Origin of the sequence: Streptomyces sp. NPDC000075 (genome assembly GCF_040301925.1) — a bacterium.
Taxonomy (GTDB): Bacteria; Actinomycetota; Actinomycetes; order Streptomycetales; family Streptomycetaceae; genus Streptomyces; species Streptomyces polychromogenes.
Map to the genome: position 1 here is coordinate 63,456 of NZ_JBEPFL010000039.1, position 15,359 is coordinate 78,814.

Annotated in this window: 18 protein-coding genes and 1 pseudogene; 13 read left to right on the forward strand and 6 right to left on the reverse strand. The window is 74.3% G+C overall.

Annotated features, from left to right (window positions below):
- The first annotated feature begins 42 nt into the window (after window positions 1-42).
- The 3 genes from ABT403_RS32880 (at window position 43) to ABT403_RS32890 (ending at window position 2,731) form a co-directional block, all read left to right on the forward strand.
- Window positions 43-600, forward strand: coding sequence for a TetR/AcrR family transcriptional regulator (locus ABT403_RS32880; RefSeq protein WP_344158369.1), 558 nt, complete (start codon window positions 43-45; stop codon window positions 598-600).
- A gap of 56 nt (window positions 601-656) precedes the next feature.
- On the forward strand, window positions 657-1,133 hold the full coding sequence (locus tag ABT403_RS32885; protein WP_344158371.1) for a GNAT family N-acetyltransferase: 477 nt from the start codon (window positions 657-659) through the stop codon (window positions 1,131-1,133).
- Between the two features lie 170 nt (window positions 1,134-1,303).
- On the forward strand, window positions 1,304-2,731 hold the full coding sequence (locus tag ABT403_RS32890) for an MFS transporter (RefSeq protein WP_344158373.1): 1,428 nt from the start codon (window positions 1,304-1,306) through the stop codon (window positions 2,729-2,731).
- Window positions 2,732-2,767: 36 nt separating this feature from the next.
- On the opposite strand, the gene ABT403_RS32895 is transcribed toward ABT403_RS32890, so the two are convergent.
- The 3 genes from ABT403_RS32895 to ABT403_RS32905 form a co-directional block, all read right to left on the reverse strand.
- The gene (locus ABT403_RS32895) at window positions 2,768-3,277 is read right to left on the reverse strand and encodes a hypothetical protein (RefSeq protein WP_344158375.1); all 510 of its coding nucleotides are present in this window, start codon (window positions 3,275-3,277) and stop codon (window positions 2,768-2,770) included.
- Between the two features lie 22 nt (window positions 3,278-3,299).
- Complete coding sequence (locus ABT403_RS32900; RefSeq protein WP_344158377.1) at window positions 3,300-4,361, reverse strand: DNA polymerase III subunit beta family protein; 1,062 nt, start codon at window positions 4,359-4,361, stop codon at window positions 3,300-3,302.
- Between the two features lie 565 nt (window positions 4,362-4,926).
- On the reverse strand, window positions 4,927-5,448 hold the full coding sequence (locus ABT403_RS32905) for a MarR family winged helix-turn-helix transcriptional regulator (protein WP_425580179.1): 522 nt from the start codon (window positions 5,446-5,448) through the stop codon (window positions 4,927-4,929).
- A 129-nt stretch (window positions 5,449-5,577) separates the two neighbouring features.
- Between ABT403_RS32905 and ABT403_RS32910 the strand changes: the two genes are divergently transcribed.
- Window positions 5,578-6,123, forward strand: a complete 546-nt coding sequence (locus tag ABT403_RS32910; RefSeq protein ID WP_344158379.1) for a GNAT family N-acetyltransferase — start codon at window positions 5,578-5,580, stop codon at window positions 6,121-6,123.
- Between the two features lie 16 nt (window positions 6,124-6,139).
- On the opposite strand, the gene katG is transcribed toward ABT403_RS32910, so the two are convergent.
- Both katG and ABT403_RS32920 read right to left on the reverse strand, forming a co-directional pair.
- Entirely contained in the window at window positions 6,140-8,329 is a 2,190-nt protein-coding gene (gene katG, locus ABT403_RS32915) for a catalase/peroxidase HPI (protein ID WP_425580180.1), read from the reverse strand.
- 211 nt (window positions 8,330-8,540) lie between these two features.
- Entirely contained in the window at window positions 8,541-9,398 is an 858-nt protein-coding gene (locus ABT403_RS32920) for a DUF1206 domain-containing protein (protein ID WP_344158381.1), read from the reverse strand.
- 205 nt (window positions 9,399-9,603) lie between these two features.
- On the opposite strand from ABT403_RS32920, the gene ABT403_RS32925 reads away from it, so the two are divergent.
- The 4 genes from ABT403_RS32925 (at window position 9,604) to ABT403_RS32940 (ending at window position 11,863) form a co-directional block, all read left to right on the forward strand.
- Window positions 9,604-9,816: a hypothetical protein gene (locus ABT403_RS32925; RefSeq protein WP_344158383.1), complete on the forward strand. Its 213-nt coding sequence runs from the start codon at window positions 9,604-9,606 to the stop codon at window positions 9,814-9,816.
- 97 nt (window positions 9,817-9,913) lie between these two features.
- On the forward strand, window positions 9,914-10,591 hold the full coding sequence (locus ABT403_RS32930) for a HemK2/MTQ2 family protein methyltransferase (RefSeq protein WP_344158385.1): 678 nt from the start codon (window positions 9,914-9,916) through the stop codon (window positions 10,589-10,591).
- Window positions 10,575-10,841, forward strand: a complete 267-nt coding sequence (locus ABT403_RS32935; RefSeq protein ID WP_344158387.1) for a CDGSH iron-sulfur domain-containing protein — start codon at window positions 10,575-10,577, stop codon at window positions 10,839-10,841. The genes ABT403_RS32930 and ABT403_RS32935 overlap by 17 nt, the downstream gene beginning before the upstream one ends.
- Window positions 10,838-11,863: an iron-containing redox enzyme family protein gene (locus tag ABT403_RS32940; protein WP_425580181.1), complete on the forward strand. Its 1,026-nt coding sequence runs from the start codon at window positions 10,838-10,840 to the stop codon at window positions 11,861-11,863. Before ABT403_RS32935 ends, ABT403_RS32940 begins: the two co-directional genes overlap by 4 nt.
- An 8-nt stretch (window positions 11,864-11,871) precedes the next feature.
- Here the strand turns inward: ABT403_RS32940 and ABT403_RS32945 are convergent, their stop codons facing one another.
- A complete protein-coding gene (locus ABT403_RS32945; protein WP_344158389.1) occupies window positions 11,872-12,525 on the reverse strand; it encodes a DUF4232 domain-containing protein in 654 nt (217 codons plus the stop codon).
- 337 nt (window positions 12,526-12,862) lie between these two features.
- Between ABT403_RS32945 and ABT403_RS32950 the strand changes: the two genes are divergently transcribed.
- The 5 genes and pseudogenes from ABT403_RS32950 to ABT403_RS32970 form a co-directional block, all read left to right on the forward strand.
- Window positions 12,863-13,390: a DoxX family protein gene (locus tag ABT403_RS32950; RefSeq protein WP_344158391.1), complete on the forward strand. Its 528-nt coding sequence runs from the start codon at window positions 12,863-12,865 to the stop codon at window positions 13,388-13,390.
- A 184-nt stretch (window positions 13,391-13,574) separates the two neighbouring features.
- Window positions 13,575-14,237, forward strand: coding sequence for a lysophospholipid acyltransferase family protein (locus ABT403_RS32955; protein ID WP_344158393.1), 663 nt, complete (start codon window positions 13,575-13,577; stop codon window positions 14,235-14,237).
- A gap of 125 nt (window positions 14,238-14,362) precedes the next feature.
- Window positions 14,363-14,737 carry a hypothetical protein gene (locus ABT403_RS32960; protein WP_344158395.1) on the forward strand — a complete coding sequence of 125 codons (375 nt, stop codon included), beginning with the start codon at window positions 14,363-14,365 and terminating at the stop codon, window positions 14,735-14,737.
- Between the two features lie 174 nt (window positions 14,738-14,911).
- The gene (locus ABT403_RS32965) at window positions 14,912-15,259 is read left to right on the forward strand and encodes an ArsR/SmtB family transcription factor (protein ID WP_344158984.1); all 348 of its coding nucleotides are present in this window, start codon (window positions 14,912-14,914) and stop codon (window positions 15,257-15,259) included.
- 1 nt (window position 15,260) lies between these two features.
- A pseudogene (locus tag ABT403_RS32970) lies at window positions 15,261-15,359 on the forward strand (PaaI family thioesterase); the annotation flags it as partial.

Sequence of the window (15,359 nt, forward strand, 5' to 3'; positions counted from 1 at the left end):
GGCTTGTCAATAACCGGATAGTTACTTGCTAGCCTCGGGGGCATGGCACGTGATTCCAGCGCAACGAAGGCCCGCATCCTCGCCGCGGCCTTCGACGAGTTCGCCGCGTACGGTATCGCCGGCGCCCGGGTCGACCGCATCGCCGACACGGCCGGGGCGAACAAGCGGATGATCTACGTCTACTTCGGCAACAAGGAGCAGCTGTTCGACCAGGTGATCCTCCAGGCCGTGGAGCAGGGCGCGGAATCCGTCCCCTTCGACGCCGGGAACCTGCCCCGCTACGCCGGCGCGATCTTCGACCACCTGACGGCCGACCCCCGGCTCATGCGCCTGGTGATGTGGAAGCGGCTGGAACGGCCCGAGGCCACCGCGCTGGAGGAGGAGGCGTACGCCCGCAAGACCGCCTCGCTGGCGGCCGCCCAGCGCGAGGGATACGTCGACCCCGCGCACGACCCGGCCGACCTGCTCACCCTGATCCTCGGCCTGGCGCAGGCCTGGTACACCACCTCCGCCGGTGACCCCGCCGCCGAGGACCGCCGCACCGCGCACCGCGCGGCGGTGGTCGACGCGGTGGCCCGGCTGGTCGACGTTCCGGCCTGATCCGAAGGACGCGGCCGGACGCCCGCCCCCTGCCGACCCCGCACCCGGAGGTACCGATGGACGTCACACTGCGCGAGGTACGCGAGAGCGACCTCGCGGTCTTCTACCGGCAGACGACCGATCCCGAGGGGATCCGGATGGCGGCGTTCACCGCCGAGGACCCCTCGGACCGCGCCCGGTTCGACGCCCACTGGGCCCGCCTGCGCCACGACCCCGCGGTCCTCACCCGCACCGTCGTGGGCACGCGGGGCGAGGTCCTCGGGCACATCGGGGTCTTCGGCCCGCCCGGCGAGCGCGAGGTCACGTACTGGATCGGGCGCGAGTACTGGGGTCGCGGGGCGGCGACCGCCGCGCTGCGCGCCCTGCTCGCCGCCGTCCCGGACCGCCCGCTGCACGCCCAGGCGGCCGCGGACAACGTCGGCTCCCTCCGGGTCCTGGACGCGTGCGGGTTCACGGTCACCGGCCACGAGCGGGGCTACGCGAACGCGCGCGGCGAGGAGATCGACGAGGTGGTCCTCACCCTCACCGGCTGAGCCCCGGGCCCCTCGCCGCCACCGCGCGGCCCGCGCGGCCCGCGCGGCTCAATGACGTCCCGTCGGCACCGCACGTGGCAGCATGAGCCCCGCGCGGACCGCCGGGGCAGGCTCGGTGCACGGGGCGGCGCGCCCGTACGGCCCATGCTGTCCCAGACCCCGGGGTGCCCATGCCGGAAGCCGCCGGCCCGGGCCGGTCCGACGAACGCCGCAGGCGGTACGCGCTCACGGCGATGGGCTGCGCCGGGGGCATGATCATGCTCGACCAGACCGTCGTCGCGGTCGCCCTCGACCCGATGGCACGCGGCCTGGGCCTGACGACGTGGGTGATGCACCGCGTGGTCCTCGTCTACGTCCTCGCCCTGTCCGCGTGCGCGCCGGTCGGCGGGACGGCGGCCCGCCGCTTCGGCCTCCTCGCCACCTTCCGGTGCGGCATCGTGGTCTTCGCCGTCGCCTCCGGTGCCTGCGGGCTGACCCCGCCGGGGGAGGCGGCCGCGCCCTTCCTCCTGCTGATGAGGGCCGTCCAGGGGGCCGGGGCCGGACTGATGATCCCGGTCGCCACGACCGTGATCACGAACCTGTACGCGGAGCACGAGCGCGGCCGGGCCCTGGCGGTGTACGCGGGGCTGGCCCAGGTCTTCTTCGCCCTCGGCCCCGTGGCCGGGGCGGTGCTGACCCAGTACCTCGGATGGCGTTCCGTCTTCCCGGCCGGCGTGCCCGTCGCCGCCGCGGCCCTGTGGCTGGCCGCCGGCGCCCGGATTGACGACGAGCCCCGTGGCCGGCCGGTCGGCGTGCTCCAGCCCCTCGTGGTCATCCCGTCCGTGGCCGCGCTCGTCCTCGCGCTCTACCAGTGCGGCGTCTGGGGCTTCGGCGACCCCAGGACCCCCGCCGCCCTGACGGCCGCCGTGCTGGCGCTGATCCTGGCGGTGCGGCTCGTCCTGCGCTCCCGGGAGCCGCTGGTGGACCTGCGGCTGCTGCGGATCCGCCCGTACACCGTGGCGACCGCGCTCACCTTCCTGGTGCAGGGCCCGCAGCTGATCGTGCTGGTGCACGGGACGCTGTTCCTGCGCCAGGCCATGCACCTGCCGCCCCTGGCCACCGGCTTCTGCCTGCTGCCCATGGTCGGCGCCCTGACGACGGGCACGTTCCTCTCCGGGTACCTGCTGGACCGCCACCGGTCGGTCCGGGTCCCCGTACTGCTCGGGCTGGCGGCCGCCGTGCTCGGCGCGGCGCTCTGGACGGCGGCCCTGCCGGCGCGGGAGTACTCCGGGCAGGTTCCCGGGATGCTCCTCGCCGGTATCGGGATGGGGATGCCCGTACCGGCGCTGAGCGCCGAACTGATGCGCGCGGTACCGGAGGACAAGCGGGCCGACGCCTCCGTGCTGCGCCAGACGCTCCGCCAGCTCGGCGGGGCGGTCGGGCTGGCGGTGGCGGGTGCGCTGGTCCTGGCCGCGAACGACGACACCGCCGACGCGGAGGGCATCGTCACCGCCACGGCCACGCCGGTGGCCTTCGTCACGGCGGGCGCCTTCCTGTGCGCCGCCCTGCTGTTCGCGGCCGCCGCGCTGCCCGGGGCCCGGGCCCGGCGGCCGGTCTGAGGGCCCTTCGGCACGGCGCCGCCGGCGGGAGTCACCTCACGCGGCCGGGCCGGGCGCCGAGGCCCGGGGTGTGCGGTCCCGGCGGGCGATAGCGCCGGCGACCTCCTCGACCGCACGGCGGATCAGGTCGCCGTAGGGGTCCTGCCCGAGGGCGGGGGAGTGCGCCCTGGCCGCGTCGATGTGCCGGGCGGCGGCCCCGAAGGAGCCGAGGCGGCGGTAGTCGTCGGCGAGGTTGAGGTGGAGGGACGGGTAGAACCCGGCGACGCGCAGGCCGGCGTGGTGCTCCCGGACACGTGCCCCGGTGACGGCGTCGGCCGCGTCCAGCGCCCGGACGTCCCAGGCCAGGGCCTCGGCGGGGTCCTCGTGGAGGTCCGCCAGGTAGTGGGCGAGGGAGCAGCGGTGCAGCGGGTCGCCGGTGACACCGGTGCGCTCCCACAGGTCCAGCAGCGCCCGGCGGGCGGCGGCGGGGTCACCGCCGTGGCCTTCCGCGACGGCCCGGCCGATGGCTTCCATCACCGGGTCGGAGTACGGGGGTGGGGTGGTCATGACGGATCCTCCTCAATCGGACTCAATCGGATGCGACGGGCATGGCCAGGGTGGTGAGGTCCCCGCGGTCGGCGGAACGGATCGTCACCGGCTGGTCGCGGCCCCAGAGGTCGAGCATCAGGTCGGGGCCGATCGCGGTGCTCACGGCGGGGTGGAGCGTGGTCAGCTCGAACCCGATCCGCAGGGGCTCGCCCGTGGTGGCGGCCGGTACCGCGATGCCGGGGTGCCCGCCGTCCAGCGGTCGTACGCGTACCGCCCGGTCGGCGACGTACAGGGCGACGCGTTCGCCGGGCTGCTCCTCCAGGGCGCGCAGCAGCGGCCCCTTCGCGACCGTCGCACGGGTGGTGACCCCGCCCAGCGAGGCGAGCGCCAGCCGGTGGTCGGGGAACTCCTCGGTCAGCAGGCGGCAGTGGCGCTCCTGTCGCCCGGCGGCGGTGAGCCGGATACCGTGGGGCAGGGCTTCGACGCGGACCAGCGCGCCGCGCCGGATCGCGGACGCCGCCGCCCGCAGGTCGTCGCCGTCGACCGTGCCGGCCCAGGTCCGCGCCGGCGGCCGGTCCGGCACCAGGGTGCGGGTGGCGAGCCGGTAGCGGTCGGTCGCGGTGAGGGTGAGCGCCTCCCGGCCCGCCTCGACGTGGACGCCCGCGAGCACCGGCATCCCCGGCTCGTGCGCCGTCGCGGTCAGGACCTGCTCGACCGCGTCGGCCAGTACGGGACCCTTCAGCGTCGCGATCGGCAGACCGGGAGCGCCCGTCAGCGCGGATTTGATGACGGCGGCCTCGCGCAGGACCGCCGCCGCGTCCCCGACGACCCGCGCGACGTGCTCGTCGATCAGCCGTGCCGCCTCCTCGGCCCCGGCGGCGAGGACCGCCTCGACGGCGGCGAGCGGCATGGCGATCTCACGGAGCCGGCGCAGCGTGGCCGCCCGCTCCACCTGGTCGGCTCCGTAGTAGCGGTAGCCCGACACCGGGTCGACCTCGGCGGGCGGGAGCAGCCCGGAGTCCGCGTAGAAGCGCAGGGCGCTGGAGGTCAGGCCGCAGCGTCGGGCGAAGACCCCGATGGGCATCAGTTCGGAATTCGGCACCGCGCCATCATTGGCCTTCGACCAACCTGAAGGTCAACACGGGCCCGCTCCGCGGGAGCCGTCCGGCGGCAGGGGGCGCCGGAAGGCGGCCTCGTCCGGGGTCTCCTCGCGGACCACCGCGAGCCGCCGGACCTCCACCACGTGGGCGGCCGGCCACGGCGGCAATCCCGGCCAGGCCAGCCGAGCAACTCGCCCGGAAGTGAGGTGAGTTCCTGGTGTCTGTAGGCGCGTGGGCCGGTGAGGGGGTCGCGCGCCACGGAAGGCGGCCCGCAGGGACGGGGGGTCCGGGGGCGGGGCGCGGACGGGACGGCGCCGTAGCGCGGCGCCGAGGAGGGCGGCGACCAGGGTGGAGGTGCCGCCGAGGGAGGTGAACGCGGGGGCCACCAGCTCCGGCTGCCCCGGGATGGCGGGCATGGCGTAGGCCGCCAGCTCATGAGAGCGACCCGAAGGGCACGACACCGGCTCGACGTGCCACCTCGCCGCCGATAGGTGCTTAGGGGCCGAAGCACATGCCCGGAAAAAAGGGCGGGCCTGGAAGTGCCGGCCCGCCCGTCCGCATCCGGGTTCAGTCCTCGGTCAGTGCGTCGATGCCCGCGACCACCCGGCCCAGCAGGTCGAGGAAGGTGGTGCGTTCCTCGGTGGTGAGCCCGCCGACCAGTGCCTGCATCCGCGCGAAGTGCTCGGGCGCGAGGTCGCGCAGCTTGTCGGCGCCGCGAGCGGTGAGGATCACCACGTTGCCCCGCCCATCCTCGGCGGACGGCCGCCGCGCCACCAGTCCCTCCCGTGCCAGGCCGTCGACCAGCCCGGTCACGGTCGCCCGGGAGACGCCGAGGCTCGCCGCGAGCTGCGAGGGTGACTTCTCGCCCCCGTGGTCCTCCAGGTCGGCCAGCAGCCGGTACCGCCCGGTGGACAGCCCGAACCGCCCGAAGTGCACCTCCCCCGCCTGTCCCACCCGTGCGCCGGCGGCCATCAACCGCGCCGCGACGAGCACCGCTTGCGGGTCGGCGGTGAGTCCGTAGCGGTCGATCTGGCGTCGCGCCTGCTCAAGGGTGGGGGCGACCGGTGCGGTCTCGGAGTTCTGGATCACGTATCCAATATGGTGCCTAACCAGATCTCCGGTCAAGTAGCTGCTCCCTCCTCCGGGCCGCGCCCTCCGCCCTCCGGCCGCCCCGATAATCGATTGCCCCCGGCCGGCCCCGCCCGGTAGGACATCCCCATGCTGAGAGGCGACAAGGTCGGGCTCAGGGCCCGTTACGACGACGACATCCCGATTCTGCGGACCGAGCTCTTCGACGACGTGGTCAACGCCTCGCGGTCCGAGGCCGGGCCGTGGCGGCCGATCACCCCCGGGTCCAAGGACCCGAGGCTCGTCGTGGAGGACGGCAAGGACCAGCGGAGCGTGTCGTTCTCCGCGGTGGAGCTGGAGGGCGGCACGCTCATCGGGTCCGCGACGCTGTGGGGCATCGACACGCACAACCGGTCCGCGCACATCGGGCTGGGCCTGCTGCCCGCGGCGCGCGGCAAGGGCTACGGAACCGACGTGGTGGCGGTGCTGTGCCACTACGGGTTCACCGTGCTCGGCTTCCAGCGGCTCCAGATCGAGACGCTGGCGGACAACACCGCGATGCTGCGCGCCGCCGAGCGCAACGGATTCGTCCGCGAGGGGGTGCTGCGCTCCTCCGCCTGGGTCATGGGCGAGTTCCTGGACGAGGTGCTGCTCGGACTCCTGGTCCAGGAGTGGAAGACGGCCCCGAAGCCCTAGCCGCTGTCCCGGTGGATCAGGCCAGGTCGAACCGGTCCAGGTTCATGACCTTGGTCCACGCCGCCACGAAGTCCCGTACGAACTTGGCCCGTGCGTCGTCGCAGCCGTAGACCTCCGCCAAGGCCCGGAGCTGGGAGTGGGAGCCGAAGACCAGGTCGACGGCGGTGGCGGTCCACCGGACCTCGCCCGTCGCCCGGTCCCGGCCCTCGAACTCGCCCTCGACCGAGGCGGAGGCCTTCCACTCCGTCCCCATGTCGAGCAGGTTGACGAAGAAGTCCGGGGTCAGGGTCCCGGGCCGGTCCGTGAGGACACCGTGCCGGGACTGCTTGAAGTTGGCGTCCAGGGCGCGCATGCCGCCGACCAGGACGGTCATCTCCGGCGCCGTCAGCGTCAGCAGGTTGGCCCGGTCCAGCAGCAGCGTCTCGGGCGCCGGCTTCTGACCGGCCCGCAGGTAGTTGCGGAACCCGTCCGCGTTCGGCTCAAGCACCGCGAACGACTCGACGTCGGTGCTCTCCTGCGAGGCGTCCGTGCGCCCGGGGGTGAACGGGACCTTCACGTCATGGCCGGCGTCCCGCGCCGCCCGCTCGACGGCCGCGCACCCGCCGAGGACGATCAGGTCGGCGAGGGAGATCCTCGTACCGTCCGACCGCGAGCGGTTGAACTCCTCCCGGATGCCCTCCAGGGTCTCCAGCACCCTCCCCACCTCGGGGGTGTCGTTGACCTCCCACCCGCGCTGCGGCGCGAGCCGGATCCGCGCCCCGTTGGCCCCGCCGCGCTTGTCGGTGCCGCGGAAGCTCGACGCCGACGCCCAGGCCGTGGACACCAGCTCGGGCACGGACAGGCCCGAGGCGAGGACCGTCTCCTTGAGGGCGGCGACATCGGCGTCGGAGACCAGGTCGTGGTCCACCGGGGGGACCGGGTCCTGCCACAGCTGCGGCTCGGGGACCCAGGGGCCGAGGTAGCGGGTGACGGGTCCCATGTCGCGGTGCAGGAGTTTGTACCAGGCCTTGGCGAAGGCGTCGGCCAGCTCCTGCGGGTTCTCCCGGAACCGGCGGGCGATCGGCTCGTAGACCGGGTCCAGCCGGAGCGCCAGGTCCGTCGTCAGCATCATCGGGGCATGGCGCTTCGACGGGTCGTGCGCGTCGGGCACGGTGCCCTGGGCGGCGGGATCCTTCGGCGTCCACTGCCGCGCCCCGGCCGGGCTCGTCGTCAGCTCCCAGTCGTACCTGAACAGGTTGTCCAGGTAGCCGTTGTCCCAGCGCGTGGGATCGGTGGTCCACGCGCCTTCGAGCCCGCTGGTGAGCGTGTGCACGCCGGCCCCCGTGCCGACGGTGTTCCGCCAGCCGAGGCCCTGCTGCTCCAGGGGCGCGGCCTCGGGTTCCGGACCGATGTACTCGGGGTCCACCGCGCCGTGGCACTTGCCGAACGTGTGGCCCCCGGCGATGAGCGCGACGGTCTCCGTGTCGTCCATCGCCATGCGCCCGAACGTCTCCCGGATGTCGCGGGCGGCGGCCAGCGGGTCGGGGTTGCCGTTGGGGCCTTCCGGATTCACGTAGATGAGGCCCATCTGGACCGCTCCGAAAGGACCGGTGAGTTGTCTGTCGCCGATGTAGCGCTCGTCCCCGAGCCAGGTGTCCTCCGGCCCCCAGAAAACCTCGTCCGGCTCCCAGATGTCCTCTCGGCCGAAACCGAATCCGAACGTCTTGAACCCCATGGATTCCAGGGCGCAGTTACCGGCGAAGACGAGCAGATCGGCCCAGGAGATCTTCCGGCCGTACTTCTTCTTCACCGGCCACAGGAGCCGGCGCGCCTTGTCGAGGCTCGCATTGTCCGGCCAGCTGTTCAGGGGGGCGAATCGCTGCGCTCCCGCCCCGCCACCGCCACGGCCGTCGGCGATCCGGTAGGTACCCGCGGAATGCCAGCTCATCCGGATGAAGAGCGGCCCGTAGTGGCCGTAGTCGGCCGGCCACCACTCCTGTGACGTGGTCATCACCTCGAACACGTCCCGCTTCAGCGCGTCGACGTCGAGGGTCTTGAACTCCTTCGCGTAGGAGAAGTCCTCGCCCATCGGATCGGCCAGGGGGGAATTCTGATGGAGTACCTGGAGGTCCAGCTGATTCGGCCACCAGTCCCGGTTCGTCCTGGGCGGAGTCGCCGTCGGGGCCGGGGAAGGGATTACCGGGTTCTCGCTTTCGCTACCGGACACGTACGACCTTCTTCCTGTCTCGGTCTTTCCGTCTGCACGCTGCCGCCGGTCCGCCACGTTCGATCCGTATCGGCGTCCGTAATGGTCGCGCACCGTGGGCTTCGAAGACGCGATAACACGCATGACCGGGCGATGTGGCAGAGGAAAGGAGGGAAAGGGGAATCCCGCTCCCGGGTGCGGGGGAAAGCCGGTGCCGGTTTTCCGGCCGCCCCTATACGCGGCGCCAGACGGCCGTCGCCCAGGAGAAGAGGCCGAAGAGCAGCAGCCCCGACGCGACCGCGACCAGCAGCCACGGCCCGGCCGGGGTCCGGGCGAACGAGCGGAGGGTGTCGTCCAGGCCCTTGGCCTTGCCGGGGTCGTAGGACACGGCCGCGTAGACCAGGAACGTGCCGGCGGCGGTGAACACGGCTCCCCGCGCCACCCCGCCCACGACGCCGAGCGCGTCCACCACGAGGCGGGCACCCCGGGAGAGGCGGGCGGTGTCCATCTCCTCGCGGAAGGTGAGCCGGGCCGCGCCCACCGCGACGACCACCCCGCCGACCGCGACGGCGATCCCCGCCGCCCCCACGAGCCACTGGCCGGCCGGGACCGCCAGCACCCGGGCCGTCACGTCCCGCGACTGCGCGTCCCCCGAGGACCCGCCGCCCCGGCCCGCGGCGAAGGAGAGGGCGGAGAAGGCCGTCACCGTGTAGAAAGCGGCACGGGCGCCGGAAGCGAACCGTTTCCCGAGCTTGCGCCCGTCGGGTCCGGCCGCGCCGAAGACGGCCTCCGAGAGCCGCCACAGCGCCATCGCCGCCAGACCGATACCGACGGCCCACACCAGCACCCGTCCGAACGGGTGACCGGCGAGCTCGGCGAGCGCACCCGTGCGGTCGGCCGCCTTGTCGGCCCGGCCGAACGCGATCCGCAGGGCCAGCACGCCCACCACCACGTACAGCACCCCGCGCGTGGCCAGCCCGCACCGCGCGGCCGCGGCCGTCGCCGCGTGCGTGCTCCCCGCCGCCGCGTGCGTGCTCCCCGCCAGGTTCGCGCGCGGCGCCCCGGTTCCGCCGCCGGGCGCTGCCGCCATGACCGCTCCTTCCCGCCGGGACCCGCGCATGAGGTCTCCACAGGCCGCCCCTGCCCCCTGCAGCGCGCGCCATGCGCCGCAGGACGGCCGGGCGCGCACCCGGAGCCCCCGGAGCCCCGGGGTTTTCCCGTCCGCCGTTTCACCCCCGGGGGCCCGGGTAACCGCGCGGTCACGGATCACGACGTCCGACGAGGAGGCAACACCCATGCGCGGTATAGGCGGTTGCATCACCCTGATCGTGGTGGGGGCCATCCTCACCTTCGCGAGCGACTGGCACATGGACGGCGTCAACCTGGACGTGGTGGGCGTGATCATGATGGTCGCGGGGCTGCTCGGACTCGGTGTCTACAGCAGCGTCCTGCGCCGCCGCCGCACCGCCGCCCTCCCGGTGGTCGACGAGACCCGTGACCGGACCTGAGGCCCGGACGGGCGGAAAGCCCGCCACCGACGGGCAGCGTCACCGTCAGGCAGCGCCGCCGATGTGCAAAGGGCCCGATCGCGGGTAGGCGCGGGCCATGATCACTCCACTTCCCGACCCCGAGCCGCGCCTGATCGCGCTGCCGGGCGTCTACCGTCCCCAGGCGGACACCCGGCTGCTCGCCGGTGCCCTCGCCCGGGAGCCCCTGTGGCCCGGCGCGCGGGTCGTCGAGATCGGGACGGGCACCGGTGTGCTCGCCCTGCGGGCGGCGGCCAGGGGTGCCCAGGTCACCGCCGTGGACGTGGCGTGGCCCGCGGTCCTCGCCGCCCGGCTCAACGGATGGCGCCGGCGCCTGCGGCTGCGCGTCCTGCACGGCGACTTCGCGGCCCGGACCCGGGGGAGCCGATTCGACCTGGTGCTGGCCAACCCGCCCTACGTCCCCGGCCCCGACGCCGTGCTGCCCACCGGCGGGGCCCGGCGCGCCTGGGAGGCCGGCCCCGCCGGGCGCGCCGTCATCGACCGCATCTGTACGGCCGCCCCGGCCCTGCTGCGCCCCGGAGGCGTCCTCCTGATGGTCCACTCCGGGCTGTGCGGGGCGCACGAGACCGTGGCCCTCCTGGCCCGGCAGGGGCTGTCCGCCCACGTCACCGAACGCATCCGCGTCCCCTGGGGGCCGGTGCTGCGTTCCCGCCGGGCGTGGCTGCGGGAGGCGGGGCTGGCGGGGGACGGGGACGAGCAGGAGGAGCTGGTGGTGGTCCGTGCCCGTTACGCCTGAGCCCGGCGGCCCCCGGCCGCGGCGGGTGTCCGTGGAGCGCGGCGGCCCGGTCCTGGTCGAGGGGCCGGTCGAGGTCACCCTGGACGACGGGACGACCGCCCGGTCGGACCGGTTCACGGTCGCCGTGTGCACCTGCCGCCGCAGCCGCACGTACCCCTGGTGCGACACCAGCCACCGCGCCCGCGAGCGCACCACCGGGACGCCCGGCCCCGGTGGCCGGGAGGGACACGCGGACGGGGGCGCGCCGTGAGCGCCCGCGCCCGGAACGGCTGGACGCCGGCGGGGGCCGCGCCCGGCCCCGTACTCGTCGAGGGGCGCGGACCGTTGTCCCGCGCCGTGGTGGACGCCCTGCGCGGTGGACCGGACCCGGCCGGGCCGGCCGCGGCGGCGCCCGGGGCCGACCCGTGGGGCGAGGACGTACAGCTGGCCCTCTACCTGCTCTACGAACTCCACTACCGGGGTTTCGAGGGGGTCGGCGACGCCCTCGAATGGGATCCCGCCCTGCTGCGGCTGCGCGCCGTCCTGGAGGAGCGTTTCCTCGGCGCCCTGCGCACCGCCACGGCGGGCGCCCCGCGGACGGTGGCGGACGCCTTCGCGCCGCTCCTCGTCGAACCGGTGGACCTGGGCGGGAGCCTCAGCCACCGCCTGGAGACCGAGGGCGAGCTGTGGCAGCTGCGCGAGTACGCGGCCCTGCGCTCCCTCTACCACCTCAAGGAGGCCGACCCGCACGCCTGGGTGATCCCGCGGCTGCACGGCCGGGCCAAGGCCGCGATGGTCGCCATCGAGTACGACGAGTTCGGCGCCGGCCACCCCGACCGGATCCACGCCCGCCTCTTCGCCGCCCTCATGGCCGACCTCGGCCTGGACACCTCGTACGGGTACTACCTGGACCGGGCCCCGGCCCCGCTGCTCGCCACCGTCAACCTGATGTCGCTCCTGGGCCTCCACCGCTCCCTGCGCGGGGCCCTGGTCGGGCACTTCGCCTGCGTGGAGGTGACCTCGTCCCCCGGATCCCGGCGCCTGGCCAGGGCCATGCGCCGGTGCGGTGCGGGCCCCGCGGCCGAGCACTTCTACGCCGAGCACGTGGAGGCCGACGCGGTCCACGAGCAGGTCGTGCGCCACGAGGTCATCGGCGGTCTGCTCGCCGACGAGCCGGAACTGGAGCCGGACGTCGCCTTCGGCTGCGCGGCGACCCTCCTGCTGGAGGACCGGCTCGCCGCGCACATCCGCACGGCCTGGGACCGGCGCCGCTCGGCGCTGCGGACCCCGTGAGGGGCCGCTCACCTCGCCGGGACGGCGTCCTCCGGGCGGGTGCGCCAGTGGGTGACCACCGGGTGGTCGACCGTGATGGTGCCGACCTGGAGGGACACCGGGTCCGGGTCGGAGTCGCCGACGGCGACGATGATGCTGTCCAGCTCCTTGCCGCCGTTCCCCTTCGTGGTCTTCGGGTTCACCCCGGCGTAGGCGGCGGTGTTCCCGCTCAGCTGGATCTGCTTGCCCGCGGCCTGCTCCGCCGGGCCGGCCTGGGTGCCGTCGGAGCCGAAGGCCACGGTCGGCAGCGCGGGCGGGAGATAGCAGGTGATACCGGGCTTGGCCTTCGCGGTGATCAGGATGTATCCGCCCGCCTGGCTCTCGGACCTGGCGCTCCAGGCGATGTCGCCGGCGCCGCAGCTCTGCCCGACCGGCTTGCGTCCGCCGCTGCCGGTGTCGGCGCCGGAGCCCGCCGTGCCCGCGGACGGCTTGCCCGGCGCGGCGGACCCCTTCCCGTCGGCCTGCTTGCCGCCCGCCGGCGCGGAGGGGGACGGGGCGGTGGAGGCTCCGCCCCGCGCGCCGGTGTCCGTGGCCGCGCCGGAGTCCTGGCACGCCGTCAACAGCACGGCGCCGCCGAGGAGAGCGGCGGAGACGAGGAAGGCCTTGCGGCGGTTGCCGGACATGAGCGGAGCCCCTTGCAGGTCGGTGGTCGGTGGTCGGTGGTCGGCGGTCGGTGGTCCGTGACGAAGCGGTGGGGTCCGGAGCGGTCGGCTCCGTGGTGCCCACATGATCACTATGGGGGAGCCGCGGGCCCTGGGCCCCCGGCGTCTTCGTTCCAGGACGACGCCGTCACCGATTGGTGACATGGCCACGTAATTCCGGCCATCCCTCGCCCGCAGCCGTCGGGATCCGCCACCGGGGCTCGCCCGTTCGGCGGACGAATCCCGGGGCGTGGGGCGTCGTCGCCCGGACGGGATACGGATGTTCCCGGTATCCGCGCGCACCCCCAGGGAGACTCCGATGAGCCGCATCAACCGACGTGACCTCGCACTGCTGGCCCTCCGTGCCGGAACCGGGGCCGTCCTCATGGCGCACGGCACGCAGAAGCTGTTCGGCTGGTTCGGGGGCGGAGGCCTGGACAAGACCGCGGCGGCGATGGAGCACATGGGATTCACCCCCGGCCGGCAGAGCGCCCTGGCAGCCGGACTCGGCGAGACGGGCGGCGGGGCGCTGCTGGTCCTGGGCCTGGCCACCCCGGCCGCCGGCGCCGCGGCGGCGGGCGCCATGGCGGGCGCGGTGTCCGTGCACGCCCCGGCCGGGTTCTTCGCCCAGGCCGGCGGATTCGAGTACCCGGCGTTCCTCGGGTTCACCGCGGCCGCGATCGGCCTGGCCGGCGCGGGCCGGTACTCCCTCGACCACGCCACCGGCCACACCTTCGACCAGCGGTGGATGCTCGGACTGGCCTTCGGCGCGAGCGCGGCCGCGGCGGCCGCCGTCGTCGCCAAGCGGGCCCGGGCGCAGCGGACCGGGGACGAGGACCCCGCCTGAGGACGAGGACCCCGCCTGAGGGGGAGGCCCCGGGCGGGGTCGCTCCGGTTTCCGGCCGAGTAGGGCGACCGGCCGTTCTGAGTAGGAGGACTCAGGCGGGGCGGGCACGGCACCGGCCACGCTGGGACGGTCCGCGCCGTCGACCCGGTCGACGCGGTAGCCGTCACGAACGGGGAAGAACACCGTGCTCAGCCGTCTCGCCCACCTCCTGGTCCCCGTCTTCGGACGCGTCCGTGTCACCACCGCCCCCGACGCGCACGTGCCGCCCGGCAGCGTCCTCGTCGCCAACCACACCTCGCTCGCCGACCCCGCCGTGGTCCTCGCCGCCCTGCGCCGCTGCGGTGTCGAGCCCGTCGTGATGGCCGCCGCCGGCCTCTGGCGCGCCCCCGTCCTGGGGCGCCTGCTCGTCCGCGAGGGCCACATCCCCGTCCACCGGGGGGACCGGCGGGCCGCCGAGGCCCTCGACCACGCCGCGTCGGCCCTGGCGGCGGGCCGCTCGGTCCTCATGTACGCCGAAGGCGGCATCCCCGCCCGCCGCGACGCCGCCGAAGCCGCGCCCCTGCCCTTCCGCAGCGGGCTCGCCCGGCTCGTCGCGCGCACCGGGGCGCCCGTCGTCCCCGTGGGCCAGGCCGGTGCCCGGCGCCTCACCTCCGGCGGCGTCGCCAAGCAGGTGGCGGGGGTCGTCACCGCCCCGCTGAGGCGGCCCGGGCTGCACATCCACGTCGGACGCCCGCTGGAGCTGACCGGGGACACCGCCGAGCGCACCCTCCAGGCGCACGCCGCCGTCACCGAGGCCTGGCGCACGGCGGCGGCCCGGCTGCGGGAGCCGGCGGCGAACGCCCCGTGAGGGAGCGATATCACGCCAATTCTCTGGATCCTGCCGTTCGGCGCCGCGCGGTCGGTAGCGTCCCGGCACGAGAAGCACCCAAGATCCGGGCCGCGCCCGGCATCTGACAGCGACGGAGGACAGCCATGGCCAATGTGGAAGTGTCACTGAAGGAAGCGATGACCTCGATCGAGGGGGCGCTGGGCGTGGCGCTGGTCGACTACGCCAGCGGGATGGCGCTGGGCACGCTCGGCGGCAGCAAGGACCTGGACCTGATGGTGGCCGCGGCCGGGAACACCGACGTCATCAGGGCCAAGATGCGCACGATGGAGATGCTCGGCATCCAGGACGAGATCGAGGACCTGCTGATCACCCTCGGCAGCCAGTACCACCTGATCCGGATCCGGCGCGGCCGCTCCGGCGGCGGCCTGTTCCTCTACCTGGTCCTCGACCGCAACAAGTCGAACCTGGCCATGGCCCGGTACCAGCTCAGCCGCATCGAAGGCGATCTGGAGGTCTGACCGCAACGTCCGTCGGGCCCACGCACGCCCATGAGTTGAAGAAGTCTTCAACTCGGAACATGTGAAACAGGTCAACATCGGTTCCGCGTGGGCCGGCAGGACGCGACGATGGGTGGGGTGGTGATCCCCACCCGAGCCGGAGCCGGTTCGAGGGAGAACAGGAGCGTCGTGGGAATGCAGGTCCCGCTGTACCAGGCCAAGGCCGAGTTCTTCCGGATGCTCGGCCACCCGGTCCGCATCCGTGTGCTGGAGCTCCTCCAGGACGGCCCGATGCCGGTACGGGACCTCCTGGCCGAGATCGACGTCGAGGCGTCCAACCTGTCGCAACAGCTCGGCGTGCTGCGCCGCTCGGGCATCGTCGTCTCCACCCGCGAGGGGTCGACCGTCACGTACGCCCTCGCCGGCGGCGACGTCGCCGAACTCCTGCGCGCCGCACGGCGGATCCTCACGGAGATGCTGGTCGGCCGCAACGCCCTGATCGCCGAACTGAACGAGGCCGACCCCACCCCCGCCCGCACCTAGCGTGTGTCCGCCGCCACCGGCCGAGGGGCCGGCACCCGGAGAGCTCCTCGGTGCGCACTACGAACACTGTTTCGGGTGCGGCGGGGGCCAGCCCCACGGG